Source organism: Hymenobacter sp. (genome assembly GCF_035709525.1).
GTDB lineage: Bacteria > Bacteroidota > Bacteroidia > Cytophagales > Hymenobacteraceae > Hymenobacter.
In genome coordinates, this window is record NZ_DASTEP010000222.1 from 13,743 (window position 1) to 26,745 (window position 13,003).

A 13,003-nucleotide genomic window follows, 5' to 3' on the forward strand; every position below is an offset into this window, starting at 1 on the left:
TTGTTTTATAAAGTGGCAGCAGCGCTCACTTTCTTACGGGTACTTCCTTCAAATAAAGCGGCATCGCCAGGTAAATCTTACTCACGGCCTGCCCTGGCCGATGCACCACCAGCGCCCGGCAGGTGCTACGGCTGGCCTGGCCATCAAGCTCGAAGGCGATGCCCAGCGGCACGTTATCGTAGAGGTAGCGCGGGCCAGCCTTGAGCTGGTAGCTGGCGGCCAGCGGCAGGCGACCGTAGCACTCCTGTATCTGGCGCAGCGACGAGCCGTTGCGCAGGCCGTTGGCCAGGCGGAAGTAAGTGGACGTGGCCCGCACTACCTGCACCGATTTGTGGGTGTCCTGGCCCGGCACCATCGTGCTGTACACATCGAGCTGCGCGGCCGGGTGGCCGCTGCCAAACCAGGTAGCCCAGGCTTTTTGCATGGCCGCGTCGCTGTAGTCGGGCGGGCCGTAGGTGGCCAGCGTGGCCACGTCGGCCCCGATTTTGAGGCTGCCCAGGCTGCGGCCGGGCACTACCAGCTGCGCCGGCGGCGTGGGGGAAGCCGCCGCGAAAGAAGCCAGCCAAGATGTCAGAAGCAACGAATACAGCATGGGCCCCGCTTACGCGGGCCGGGCGGGCGGGGTTAGGGCCGCGCTACGCCTCTACCACCAACCCGTACTTGTCGAGCAGGCCCGGCAGGCCGGCCAGCGCGAAGCGCGCGCCGGTGAGGCGGTTGGCCTCGGGGTCGATGCTGAAATTGGTGGCCGTGGTGAAGTCCGTGCCCACCAGTTGCGTATCGTGGAAAATGGCCTGCGTGAGGTCGCAGCTCGCGAAGACTACTGCGCTGAGGTCGGCATTAGTAAAATCGACTTCCGCGAGGCTGCACTGCCCAAAGCGCATACCGGCCAGCTTCTTGCCCGCAAACGAGGCGTAGCGCAGCTGGCAAACATCGAAATGCACGCCGAACAGCATATCCTGGCACGCGCCGAAGTTGAGGCCCAGCAGCTTGCAGTCGGCGAAGGCCACGTTTTGCAGGGCCGTGCCGCCGAGGCGGGCGTTGGTGAGGTTGCAGCGCTCAAAGAGGCAGTCCTCGAAGCGCAGCCCGCTGAGGTTGACTTCGCTCAGGTCGCAGCCCACGAAGTGGTACTGCTCCAGCTCGCGGCCCAGTGCCAGCAGGCGCGGCCCGTCGAGGCCCGTCAGCACGTTTTCGGCCGGAAAATAATCGGGCTTGCGCAGGGCGGTGGGCTTGCGGCGGGGTTTCATAGGGCAAAGGAGAAAATTAAATTTAACCTGAAGTATAGTTTCGGAGTTAAGGCAAAGCAAGGTGGTTTCGGCACGGCGCTTGCTCACTGGCCCGGCCCAAAATTCCCGGTTTTATCGTTGCCATGCCCGCTACGCGCACTCTTTCTTTCCAAAACGACGCCGGCAGCCTGTGGGAAGAGCCGCCCGGCTACCTGCGCCTCGACTACAACCCTGGCCGGCGCAACGAAACGCAGTTCCGCGACTTGCTCACCCATGCCCGCCTGGCACTGCGCCGCAATGGCTGGAGCCGCATGCTCGTCAATCAGCAGCAGATGAGCGCCTTCAGCCCCAGCGAAGAGCGCTGGATGACCACCGAGTGGCTGCCCCAGGCCGTGCGCGAAGACGGCTACCGCCACGGCGCAATAGTGGTGGCGCACAATGTATTCGCGCGCCTGGCCACCGCCAACCTCGTGCTCAGTAGCCGGCAGCTCGGCCACGTGTACCGCAATTTTGAGAGCGACGAGGAGGCGGCAAAGTGGCTGGTGAGCGTGTAGCGTAAGCTTTAGCTTGCGAGTGAGCGCAGCGAACATCCACGCTGGCAGACGCTTAGTATGCGTGGATGTTCGCTGCGCTCACTCGCAAGCTAAAGCTTACGCTACAACTCACACCTGCCCAGCCAGTAAGTCCTCGAACGTCTGGCGGCGGCGGATGAGGCGCGCCTCGCCGCCGTCGAGCAACACCTCGGCGGGGCGGGGGCGCGAGTTAAACGAGCTGCTCATCTCGAAGCCGTAGGCGCCGGCGTTGTGGAAAGCCAGAATGTCGCCTTCGCGCACCTCAGGCAGCAGGCGGTCCCAGGCAAAAGTGTCGGTTTCGCAGATGTTGCCCACCACCGTGTACAGGCGCTCGGGGGCGGTGGGGTTGGTGAGGTTGGAGATGTAGTGGTAGGCGTCGTACATCATGGGCCGAATTAGGTGATTAAAGCCCGAATTGACGCCCGCAAACACCGTGGCCGTGGTGTGCTTCACGGTCGAAACTTCGACCAGCAGGTAGCCAGCCTCGCTCACCAGGTACTTGCCGGGCTCAAACCAGGCTTCGAGCGGGCGGCCGTATTCTTTTTCAAAGGCTTTGAAGGCCGCCGCTACCTGCTGGCCCAGGCTGGCCACGTCGGTTTCGGGGTCGCCGGGCTTGTAGGGCACCTTGAAGCCCGAGCCCAGGTCGAGAAACTCTAGGTCGGGGAAGCGGCCGGCGGCGTCGAACAGCACCTCCAGCACCCGCAAAAACACGCTCACGTCCTTGATTTCGGAGCCCGTGTGCATGTGCAGGCCGCGCACGTGCAGGCCGGTGCCTTTCACCACCCGTTCTAAGTGGCGCAGCTGGTGGATGCTGACGCCGAACTTGCTGTCGATGTGGCCGGTCGAAATCTTGTAGTTGCCGCCCGCCTCGATGTGCGGGTTCAGGCGCACGCACACTGGGTACGAGCCGCCAAACGTGGCCCCGAAGCGCTCCAGTAGCGAGAGGTTGTCGATGTTGAGATTCACGCCCAACTCCTTGGCTTCGACCAACTCGCTAAAGGCCACGCTGTTGGGCGTAAAGAGAATATTTTCGGGCTGAAAGCCCACGTGCAAGCCTAGCTTTACCTCGTTGATGCTCACGCAGTCGAGGCCCGCGCCTTCGGCCAGCAGCACCTTTAGCACGGCCACGTTGGTGAGGGCCTTGCAGGCGTAGAAAAACCGCGTGGGATGGCCGCTAAACGCGCTGGTGAGCTTGTGGTACTGCGCCCGAATGGTATCGGCCTGGTACACGTAGAGCGGGGTGCCGAACTCGGCGGCGGCGGCCAGCAGGGCCGAAGTAGGAAGCGCAGACGACATAAAAACAAGCTAAAGCGGCCGCCTGGGCCGCTTCGCAAAGGTACGTCCGCCCGAATACCATTTCCCGCAGGGTTGCGCGGGGTTAAAAGCGCAGGGTTGCGCGGGGTTTTAGAAAACAGCCCTGCTAAAACCCTGCGTTTTTAACCCCGCGCAACCCTGCGGAAAATGCTGCGCTACCTAATTAATAACCGTGAGCGGCCCCGTAAACGACTTGCCGTTGCCGAGCGTGATGACGTAGTAATAGGTGCCGAAAGGCACGGGCTGGCCGTTGATGGTGCCGCGCCATTCGCTGCCGCGCGCGTAGTTGGTGGCTTCAAAAATCTTGGCTCCCCAGCGGTTGAACACGACCACGCGGCTGTTGGGGTAGGCGTCGAGGTTGTCGATTTGCCAAGTGTCGTCGTTGTTGTCGCCGTTGGGGCTGAAGACGTTGGGGATGCGCAGGCGCGGCAGCACCGTCACCGTTACCTGGCTGGTGCTGGCGCACCCGCCCGCCCCGGCCGAGAGCGTATAAGTGGTAGTAACCAGCGGCGCGGCGGTGGGCCGCAGCCGGTCGCCGCTGGCAAAGGTCAGCGTCTGGGTTGGCGACCACACCGCGAAGGCGCTGCCGCTGGCAGTGCCTTCGAGCACCACCGATTCGCCTTCCGTGATGGTTTTGTCGGGCCCGGCGCTCAGGGCCACGGGTTGGTTGATGCTGACGCGCACGGCATTGGAAGTGGCCGTGGCGGGCTGGCCGCAGGCATCGGTCGAGCGCACGAGGAGCGTCACGGCCTGCCCGTCGTGCAGCGTGCGGCTGCTGAAGCGCGGGCCGGTGGCGCCGGCTATGCTCACGCCATCTACCTGCCACTGGTACTGCGGGCTGGTGCCGATGTTGGCCACCGCATCGATGCCAAACGCCACGACCTCGCCGGGGCACGCGGGCAGAGTGGTAGTAGCGGCGATTTTCACCGACGAAATCAGCACCGGCGTCAAGCTCACGCGGGCCGTAGCGATGGCCGGGCCGCTGGCGCAAAAACCCGCCGTGGGCGTGAGCACTACCCGCACCAGGTCGCCGTCGCGCAGCGTGCTGCTGGTGTAGCTGGGGCCGGTGCCCACCGCCGTGCCGTTCACAAACCACTGGTAGGTAGGGTTGTTGCCAGCATTGGTCGGCACTGGCGTGAAGGTGAAGGCCGTGCCCGCACACTGGGCCGGCAGCACCGGCAACGCCACAGCGGGTACCAGCAGCGGCTGCGTAGTTACGGTCACCACGTTGGAGTAGGCCGTGCCGCAGCTGGCCACTACGCGCCGCCGGAAGTAGGTAGTGGCCGCCACCGGGCCGGGCGCGCAAGTCGGGGTCGTCACGTTGGCCAGGGCCGTCCAGGTCAGGTTATCCGCTGATGATTCCCACTGGTAGGTGTAGGTGCCCGGCCCGCCGCCCGCCGCGCTCAGGCTGGTAAGCAGGGCCGGCAGCGCACCTGCGCACACGGTTTGGTCGGCCCCGATGCTGCCCGGCAAGAGGGCGGGTAGCACCGTCACGGCCACGGTGCCGGTGTTGGTGCAGCCGCCCGCGCTCGTTACGGTGAGGGTATAGGTATGGGTAGCGGCGGTGCTCGTCGCGTTGGTTAGCGTCACGGTGGGGTTGGCCACGCTGGCATTGCTGAGGCCGGCGGCCGGGCTCCAGCTATAGGTGGTGCCCGCCACCGGGGCCGCGCCCAGCTGCCCGGCATTGCCCGAGCAGCGCGTGAGGGCAGCCCCCGTCACGGCCAGCGGCGGCGGGCTCACGGTCACGGCCACGGTAGCGGTGCTGGCGCAGCCGGTTGCGTTGGTTGCCGTCAGCGTGTAGGTCTGGGTAATGGGCGCGCCGGTAGCGTTGGTCAGTGTCACCGTGGGGTTGGCGCTGGTGGCGTTGCTGAGGCCGGTGGCCGGGCTCCAGCTATACGTCAGCCCGGCCACCGGGGCCGCGCCCAGCTGGCCCGAGCCGCCCGTGCAGAAGGCTACCGCCGCCCCGGCGTTGGCCGTGGGCAGCGAACTCACCGTTACGAGCACGGTGCTGGTGCTGGCGCAGCCGGCGGCATTGGTCGCGGTCAGGGTGTAGGTTTGGGTGAGAGGTGCGCCAGTAGCATTCGCCAAAGTCACCGTGGGGTTGGCCACGGTGCTGCTGCTGAGGCCGGTGGCTGGGCTCCAGCTATACGTCAGCCCGGCCACCGGGGCCGCGCCTAGCTGGCCCGCGCTGCCCGCGCACAGCGATACCGCCGCGCCGGCGTTGGCCACCGGCAACGGATTCACCGTCACCACTACCGTGCCCGTGCTGGTGCAGCCCGCGCCGCTGGTCACGGTGAGGGTGTACGTATGCGTGATGGGTGCACCGGTCAGGTTGGGCAAGGTCACGGTAGGGTTGGCCGCCGAGGCGCTGCTCAGGCCCGTGGCCGGGCTCCAGCTGTAGGTCAGGCTGTTTAGCGGCACCGCGCCCAGCTGCGCGCTGCCGCCCGAGCAAATAGCTTTTGCTGCGCCGGGCACGGCCACGGGCAGCGGCAGCACTGTGACGGCCACTACGGCCGTGCTGGCGCAGCCCGCCGCGTTGGTCGCGGTGAGGGTATACGTGTGGGTAGCGGCGGTACCCGTCACGTTGGGCAGGGTCACGGTGGGGTTGGCCACGCTGGCATTGCTGAGGCCGGTGGCCGGGCTCCAGCTGTAGGTAGTGCCCGCCACCGGGGCCGCGCCCAACTGCGCCGAGCCACCCGCGCAGAAGGTGGTGGCCGGGCCGGCCGTAGCCACCGGGGCAGGATGCACGGTCACGGCCGCCGTGCCGGTGCTGGTGCAGCCAGCGGCGTTGGTCACGGTCAGCGTGTAGGTTTTGGTGATGGGCGCGCCAGTGGCGTTGGGGAGCGTCACGGTGGGGTTGGCGCTGGTGGCATTGCTGAGGCCGGTGGCTGGGCTCCAGCTATAAGCCAGGCCCGCTGCCGGGGCCGCGCCCAGCTGGCCCGTGCCACCCGCGCAGAAGGCTATCGCCGCCCCGGCGTTGGCCACGGGCGGCGGCGCTACCGTCACTACTACCGAGCTGCTGGCCTGGCAGCCAACGGCGTTGGTCGCCGTCAGGGTATAGGTCTGCGTAATCGGAACCCCGGCGGTGTTGGGCAGCGTCACGGTGGGGTTGGCCACGCTGGCATTGCTGAGGCCGGTGGCCGGGCTCCAGCTGTAGGTAGTGCCCGCCACCGGGGCCGCGCCCAACTGCGCCGAGTTGCCCGCGCACAGCGCCACCGCCGCCCCGGCCGTAGCCACCGGCAGCGGGTTTACCGTGATGGTAAACTGCCCGGTGGGCAGGCAGCCCGAGGCCGGGGCCACCGCGTTCGCGACGGTGTAGGTAGTCGTTTGGCTGGGCCGGAGCACGAATAGCCCCGCCCCGGTCACCGCCGCCCCGCCGCCCGTGAGCAGGTAGGGGGCCGTGCCGCCCACAATGCTGACGCTGGCACTGCCGCCCTGGCAAATGGTGAGGTTGCCGGTCACCGTGAGCGTAGCGGCCGGGTTGATGGTAACGTTTTTCGTCACCGCGTCGGCCAGGCAGCCGTATTGTGTGCTGCCCTGCGCCGTGAGGGTGCCCGCGCCCGCCGTGGGCCATAGCACCTGCACGGGGTTGGCGGTGGCGCTGCCCACGATGGTGCCGCCCGTCACGGTCCAGGCCACCCGCGAGGCATTGCCGCCGGTGGCCGTGTAGCTTTGGGTGGTGCCCAGCCCGCACACGGCCAGGTTGCCCGCGATGGTGGTGGGCCCGGTGGGCTTCACCACCGTAATGCGCAGCACCTCGCTGCGGAGCTTGCCCGCGCAGCCAATGTCATTTACCAGCAGCGTCACGTCGTAGGGCGTGCTGCGCACGTCGGTGCAGGCCGGGGTAAACACGAAGGTGCCCGCCACCGTGCCGTTGGTGGTGCCCGCCACCGTGTGCGAGCCCAGCGGGCTGCCGGCGTACAGCGGCGTGCCCGCATTGCCCCCAAAGGTGGCCGCGTAGCCGCCCGCGCCATCGAGCAGCGTGCTGCTGGCCATCAGCGTCAGCGGGTGGCTGTCGGGCTGCGTGGCCGTGATGGGTATCGACAGCGTGCTGCCCGCCTCAATGGTGTAGCTGCGCGGCATTACCGCGCTGGTGGGCAGCACGGGCGGCATGGTAGGCGGGCAACTGCCCACGATGAGCTGCACGTCGCGCCGGGTGGTGCCAATCAGCGTTTCTACCCCGCCAATGGTGCGGTACTCCTTTACATCAATCGCCACCGCGTACTGCGAGCCCGTACTGGTAGCATAAAACTTCGAGATGCCCGACGACGCATTTATCTTGGCCGAATTGGGCGACGCCCCCAGCGGCCGCACGTTGGAGTAGGTCGGGTTGTAGGTGACAGTGGTGAGCGGCAGCGCAAACGTAGTAGGGTAGTTCGAGGCGCTGTAGGGCGTGGCGAGGCTGTATTCGAGCCGGTCGCCATCGACATCGACCGCATTGTTGAGCACCACCGTAGTGTCGGCGGCGCAGAGCACGGCCAGCGCGTCGGTTGCGAACACCGGCGAGCTGTTGGCCAGCGCGGGCCGGGCCAGCGTGGCGTACAAGGTCAGGTACTCGTAGTCGGGAGTGGCAATGTTGGCAATGCCCGCGTTGCGATTGCCCGACGTGAAGTAGGCGTAGTAGCCGTTGGTAGCCGCTGGCAGGCTTACGGTCGTCACGTAGCGGTTCACCTTAAAAGGCTGCTGCGTGGCCCCCGTGTTGGTGCAGCCCAGCGGCACGGGCACCGTCACGCAAGCGGGCGAAATGAAAGTGCGGGCCACCGAGGGCGAAGCCAGCAGCGCGCCCGTCGCCTGGTTGTAGATATAGATGCCGGCCGCCGTGGGCGCCCCCACCGAGCTGTTGCAGTTCGTGTAGATGGTCAGCGTAATCTCGTAGCGGTAGGGGGTAGCGGCGGGCCCGGCCGCGTTGAGGTATTTATACGTCAGTTCGCCGCCCAGCAGGTGCGAGGCCAGCGCCGGCCGGGCCCCGCCCAGCAGCGTCAGTAAAAGCACCAGCCACGGTAGCAGGTGGGCGCGGCGGAGTAAGGTTGCAGTCATAGCAAGCGGGGTAGAAATGGCAGTGATAAAAGAGCGCGGAGTAGTAGCGTGCGTGTCCCGCCGGCCGGGCCCAGCCAGCGGCGTAAGAAGGCAGAAACCTTGAAATAGACTCAGAATTCGGGCTGTAAAGCTAAGCGCAGGAGGCTTTGATATAATGTTTTATGAATATAAAATTCGAGAATTATACCACTCGCCTGCGGCCGCTATATGACAAAGCCAAGCCCGCGCTGCCGCCCGGGCGCACCGCCCTTTGTCGGCGCGCATAAGCTCGTCAGCTGCGCCGCTAACTTTAGTTAAATGGAAAAGAGCCTGCTGCGTGCTAAAAGGCCGCTCTGGCCCCTGGCCCGGCCCGCCCCAGGCGGCGAGGGCGACACGCCATCGCCCCGGCCGCCAGCGCGCCGTAGATAGGCTTTTTCCCTTAAATTATTTTTTTGATGTCTGCCCCCGCTTTACCCGAAGTGTGGCTGCGCGGCCCGCTGCCCCAGGTGCCGCCGCTGCTTCAGCCCGTAGCCCACGCCCTGCTACAAGCCCGCGCGGAAATCGCGGAATACGTGGCCCATTTTCCGGCCGAAAAGCTGGCCGAGCGTCCGTTGGGGCTGGCCTCGGTGGGCTTTCATTTGCGCCACCTCACGGGCGTGCTCGACCGCACCTTCACCTACGCCCGCGCCGCGCCGCTCAGCGAAAGCCAGCTCGCCTACCTCGCTGCCGAAACCCAGCCGCCCACCCACCCCGGCGCGGTGCCGGAACTGGTGCAGGCCTTTCACGACCAAGTCGATAAAGCCATCGCCCAGCTCATCGCCACGCCCGAAGCCACCTTGCCCGACTGGCGCGGCGTAGGCCGGGCCCAGCTGCCCAGCACCGTTATCGGCCTGCTAGTGCACGCCGCCGAGCACACCACCCGCCACGTGGGCCAACTGCTCGTCACCAGCAAAATAATAATGAGCAAGGAGTAGACCGATTGGTTTGGTCTACTCCTTGCTCATTATTAATTACTTCTTGGCGCGCTCGTACTGCACGGGCCAGGCTGCCTCAGCGCCCAGCTCGTGTGCCGCGCGCAGCGGGAAGTAGGGGTCGCGCAGCTCCTCGCGGCCCAGCAGCACCAGGTCGGCCTGCTCGTTGGCCACGATGGCCTCGGCCTCGGCGGGCGTGGTGATGAGGCCCACCGCGCCGGTGGCGATGCCCACCTCGCGCCGGATGCGCTCGGCAAACTCGACCTGATAGCCAGGGCCGACCGGGATGCTGGCGCGCGGCACGTTGCCGCCCGTGGAGGCGTCGATGAGGTCCACGCCGCGGTCGCGCAGCCAAGCGGCGAGCTGCACCGAATCGTCGGGCGTCCAGCCGCCCTCGGTCCAGTCGGTGGCCGAAATGCGGACTACCACCGGAAAGTCGTCGGGCACCGCTTGGCGCACGGCGGCCACTACCTCCAGCATCAGCCGGATGCGGTTTTCAAACGAGCCGCCGTAGGTGTCGGTGCGCTGGTTGGAAAGCGGCGACAGAAACTGGTGCAGCAGATAGCCGTGCGCGGCGTGAATTTCAATTAGCTTGAAGCCCGCCCGCACGCTGCGCTCGGCGGCGGCGCGAAAGTCGGCAATAACTTTCTTGAGGCCCGCCGCGTCGAGGGCCACCGGCAGCGGGTAGTTGTCGGCGAAGGCTACGGCGCTGGGGGCCACGGTTTCCCAGCCGCCTTCGGCCACGGCGCCGTGGCCTTTCCAGGGGGCGTAGGTGCTGGCCTTGCGGCCGGCGTGGGCCAGCTGCACGCCCGGCGCGCAGCCCTGGCCTTCAATAAATTGGTTGATGCGGCGTAGGAAATCCACGTGCTCATCCTGCCAGATGCCCAGGTCGTCGGGCGTGATGCGGCCCTCGGGCGATACGGCCGTGGCCTCCAGGATAATGAGGCCCGCGCCACCCACGGCGCGGCTGCCCAGGTGCACCAGGTGCCAGTCGTTGGCAAAGCCATCGACGGCGCTGTACTGGCACATGGGCGAGACCACGAGGCGGTTTTTGAGGGTGAGGCCGCGCAGGGCAAAGGGCTCGAAAAGGGTAGCCATACAAAGGGAAAAGGGTTCGGTAGAGAGGTGCGGCGGCCAACTGGTTTTGCCTGGCAAAGCCCCGCCAGCCGCCGATTGACACTCAACAACTGCTAACCGGCCGAGAGGTTGCCGCCGTGGAGCTTGCCGCCGCCTGCGGCAACACTTTATGGTGGCCAGCACGTACACGCAGGCCCTGGCTTCACTCATCTATTTGTAAATTAATATGTTTCAGGAATCTTCCGCGCCGCAGGCGCTCGACCACGTAGCCCAGTACCTCGCCGAGCCCGCCGCTGCCGGCACCTCGCGCCGCCAGTTCATCAACCACGCCGGGCGCGGCTTGCTGGCCGCCGGCATTGCCACCGCCCTGCCGCTGGCCGCCGCCGAGGCAGCCGACCCCGACGGCTTCGGCACGCCCGCGCCGCCCACCGGCCCGCTCGACATCAAGCTGCCGCCCCTCGAAGCGCCCACCGACCCCAAGGGCGGCGCGTTTCTCAACCCCGACGCGCCCGACCAGCGCGTGGGCTTCGCCATCGTGGGTTTGGGCCACCTCACGCTCGAAGAGATTTTGCCCGCCTTCGGCCAGGCCAAGCACTGCAAGCCCGTGGCGCTGGTGAGCGGCGACGCGGAGAAGATGAGCAAAGTGGCTAAGCAATACGGCATTAAGCCCAGCAGCTGCTACTCGTACCAGACCTACGACAAGCTCAAGGACAATCCCGAGGTGCAGGTGATTTACATCGTGCTGCCCAACTCGCAACACCACGAGTTCACCATCCGAGGGGCGAAAGCGGGCAAGCACATTCTCTGCGAAAAGCCGATGGCTAACTCGGTGAAGGAGTGCGAAGAGATGATTGCGGCCTGCGAAAAAGCCGGCAAAAAACTCATGATTGCCTACCGCATTCAGTACGAGCCCCTCAACCGCGCCGCCCAGAAGCTGGTGCGCGACAAAACCTACGGCCGCACCAAGCTCATCCAGATGATGAACTGCCAAAACCAGGCCCACGACCAGCAGTGGCGCCACAAAAAAGCCCTGGCCGGCGGCGGCTCGCTGCCCGACGTGGGCCTCTACTGCCTCAACACCACCCGCTTTTTGCTGGGCGAAGAGCCCACCGAGGTCAGCGCCCAAATCTACAGCACGCCCGGCGACGACCGTTTCCGGGAAATCGAAGAGAACGTGAGCTTTACGCTGCGCTTCCCGAGCGGCGTCATCGCGCAGTGCATGACGGGCTACGGCTCGTTCAACAATAAAAGCTACGCCGTGCACGGCGAAACCGGCACCATCAAGATGGACCCCGCCTTCCCCTACAAAGGCCTCAAGCAGGAGCTGGTGCACGCCCCCAACGGCAAGCAGGTAATCGAGCAGCCCAGCAACCCCGGCAAGCAGCAATTTGCCCTCGAAATGGACCACATGGCCGAGTGCGTGCGCCAGAACAAAACGCCCTACACGCCCGGCGAAGAAGGCCTGCAAGACCAGCGCATCATGGAAGCCATCTATCAGTCGGCCAAGGAAAACAAACCCGTGAAGCTGACCGCCGGCGTAGGCAAAATGGACGCCTTCCGGGGCACGCCGCCCACGGAAGAGAGTTAATCATTTAACATTTATCAATTAACATTTAACAGCTCTGTTACTTAGCCTTTTTGGTTAATAAATGGCCAGATGAGTTGTTAAATGATAGCTGTTAATTGTTAAATGTTTCCTACCTTGCCGCCGCAAACAGCACCACCCATGTTCACTGCCCGCTACTTTTTTGGCTACTTCTATTTTACGCCGCCCGCGTAGAACGAGTCGCCATGTAGCTATCCCTCAGAGATTTTAGCAGCGCCACTCGTTCCGACGAGTGGCGCTTTTTTTATGTTTTCCGGCCGAAAAAGGCCAACCCAAGCACCAGGCACCAGCCACCAAGCACTATGAAAGTCGCCATCCAAGGTTTCCGCGGAAGTTTTCACGAAGTAGCCGCCCGCCAGTACTTTGGCCTGAATACCGCGTTGAGCTTCTGCGCCACCTTTGGCGAGGTAGTGGCCCAGGTGGCCGACGGCCGCGCCGACGCGGCGCTCATGGCCATGGAAAACTCGCTGGCCGGTAGTATTCTGCCCAATTATTTACTCTTGGAGCGCCACCCGCTCACCATCACCGGCGAGGTGTATCTGCCTATTCACCAGCACCTGCTGGTGCTGCCCGGCACCACGCTGGCCGACGTGCAGGCCGTGCATTCGCACCCGATGGCCCTGCGCCAGTGCGGCGACTACCTCAGCCAGTACCCGCACTGGCAGCTGGTCGAAACCGAAGACACCGGCCTCAGCGCCCAGCACCTGGCCGAGCGCCGCACGCCCGGCCTCGCCGTGATAGCCGGGGCGCAGGCCGCCGAGGCGTTCGGCCTCGAAATTCTGGCCCCGGCCATCAACGACGACCCCAATAACTACACCCGTTTCCTGGTGCTGGAGCGCGCCACTGAGGCCGCGCCCGTGGCGCAGCCCGACAAAGCGTCGCTGTATTTCTACACCGCGCACGCGCCCGGCCAGCTGGCGCAGGCGCTCACGCTCATCTCGGGCCACGGGTTGAATTTGAGCAAGTTGCAGTCGTGCCCGCGCCCCAGCCAGCCCTGGCACTACGGCTTTCATGCCGATGTGGAGTTTGCCGCCCCGGCGCAATTGGAAGCCCTGCTGGCCGAGCTACCTGCCGTGACGGAGGAGCTACGCGTGCTCGGCGCGTATGCGCGGGGTAGTATGGAGTTTGGTCAGGAAGAACTTGGCACAAACCACCGCGCCCGTCATGCTGAGCGCAGCGAAGCATCTCTACCGCTTCGTTGAGCAGTGCGGAAGAAGCGGTAAA

9 protein-coding genes are annotated in these 13,003 nt (G+C 65.4%); 4 read left to right on the top strand and 5 right to left on the bottom strand.

What is annotated here, in order from left to right; translation table 11 throughout:
• Nucleotides 1–25: 25 nt before the first annotated feature.
• The gene (locus VFO93_RS19555; protein WP_325136075.1) at nt 26–580 is read right to left on the bottom strand and encodes a hypothetical protein; all 555 of its coding nucleotides are present in this window, start codon (nt 578–580) and stop codon (nt 26–28) included.
• 55 nt (nt 581–635) lie between these two features.
• On the bottom strand, nt 636–1,244 hold the full coding sequence (locus VFO93_RS19560; RefSeq protein ID WP_325136076.1) for a pentapeptide repeat-containing protein: 609 nt from the start codon (nt 1,242–1,244) through the stop codon (nt 636–638).
• A gap of 122 nt (nt 1,245–1,366) precedes the next feature.
• Between VFO93_RS19560 and VFO93_RS19565 the strand changes: the two genes are divergently transcribed.
• Nucleotides 1,367–1,777, top strand: a complete 411-nt coding sequence (locus VFO93_RS19565) for a hypothetical protein (protein WP_325136077.1) — start codon at nt 1,367–1,369, stop codon at nt 1,775–1,777.
• A 108-nt stretch (nt 1,778–1,885) separates the two neighbouring features.
• Here VFO93_RS19565 and lysA read toward each other — a convergent pair whose 3' ends face one another.
• Together lysA and VFO93_RS19575 are read right to left on the bottom strand one after the other, a co-directional pair.
• On the bottom strand, nt 1,886–3,091 hold the full coding sequence (gene lysA / locus VFO93_RS19570; RefSeq protein ID WP_325136078.1) for a diaminopimelate decarboxylase: 1,206 nt from the start codon (nt 3,089–3,091) through the stop codon (nt 1,886–1,888).
• A gap of 177 nt (nt 3,092–3,268) precedes the next feature.
• Nucleotides 3,269–8,146, bottom strand: coding sequence for a gliding motility-associated C-terminal domain-containing protein (locus VFO93_RS19575; RefSeq protein WP_325136079.1), 4,878 nt, complete (start codon nt 8,144–8,146; stop codon nt 3,269–3,271).
• A gap of 434 nt (nt 8,147–8,580) precedes the next feature.
• Here VFO93_RS19575 and VFO93_RS19580 point away from each other — a divergent pair, with 434 nt between their 5' ends.
• Entirely contained in the window at nt 8,581–9,099 is a 519-nt protein-coding gene (locus tag VFO93_RS19580; RefSeq protein ID WP_325136080.1) for a DinB family protein, read from the top strand.
• A 36-nt stretch (nt 9,100–9,135) separates the two neighbouring features.
• Here VFO93_RS19580 and VFO93_RS19585 read toward each other — a convergent pair whose 3' ends face one another.
• On the bottom strand, nt 9,136–10,194 hold the full coding sequence (locus tag VFO93_RS19585) for an NADH:flavin oxidoreductase/NADH oxidase (RefSeq protein ID WP_325136081.1): 1,059 nt from the start codon (nt 10,192–10,194) through the stop codon (nt 9,136–9,138).
• 205 nt (nt 10,195–10,399) lie between these two features.
• On the opposite strand from VFO93_RS19585, the gene VFO93_RS19590 reads away from it, so the two are divergent.
• Together VFO93_RS19590 and VFO93_RS19595 are read left to right on the top strand one after the other, a co-directional pair.
• On the top strand, nt 10,400–11,761 hold the full coding sequence (locus tag VFO93_RS19590; RefSeq protein WP_325136082.1) for a Gfo/Idh/MocA family oxidoreductase: 1,362 nt from the start codon (nt 10,400–10,402) through the stop codon (nt 11,759–11,761).
• Nucleotides 11,762–12,081: 320 nt separating this feature from the next.
• The gene (locus VFO93_RS19595) at nt 12,082–12,981 is read left to right on the top strand and encodes a prephenate dehydratase (protein ID WP_325136083.1); all 900 of its coding nucleotides are present in this window, start codon (nt 12,082–12,084) and stop codon (nt 12,979–12,981) included.
• The last annotated feature ends 22 nt before the right edge of the window (nt 12,982–13,003 follow it).

What these genes read in the sequence shown, in the direction of transcription:
- VFO93_RS19560 (WP_325136076.1), bottom strand. Translation starts at nt 1,244, where the DNA reads ATGAAACCCCGCCGCAAGCCCACCGCCCTGCGCAAGCCCGATTATTTT.
- VFO93_RS19565 (WP_325136077.1), top strand. Translation starts at nt 1,367, where the DNA reads ATGCCCGCTACGCGCACTCTTTCTTTCCAAAACGACGCCGGCAGCCTG.
- lysA (WP_325136078.1), bottom strand. Translation starts at nt 3,091, where the DNA reads ATGTCGTCTGCGCTTCCTACTTCGGCCCTGCTGGCCGCCGCCGCCGAG.
- VFO93_RS19575 (WP_325136079.1), bottom strand. Translation starts at nt 8,146, where the DNA reads ATGACTGCAACCTTACTCCGCCGCGCCCACCTGCTACCGTGGCTGGTG.
- VFO93_RS19580 (WP_325136080.1), top strand. Translation starts at nt 8,581, where the DNA reads ATGTCTGCCCCCGCTTTACCCGAAGTGTGGCTGCGCGGCCCGCTGCCC.
- VFO93_RS19585 (WP_325136081.1), bottom strand. Translation starts at nt 10,194, where the DNA reads ATGGCTACCCTTTTCGAGCCCTTTGCCCTGCGCGGCCTCACCCTCAAA.
- VFO93_RS19590 (WP_325136082.1), top strand. Translation starts at nt 10,400, where the DNA reads ATGTTTCAGGAATCTTCCGCGCCGCAGGCGCTCGACCACGTAGCCCAG.
- VFO93_RS19595 (WP_325136083.1), top strand. Translation starts at nt 12,082, where the DNA reads ATGAAAGTCGCCATCCAAGGTTTCCGCGGAAGTTTTCACGAAGTAGCC.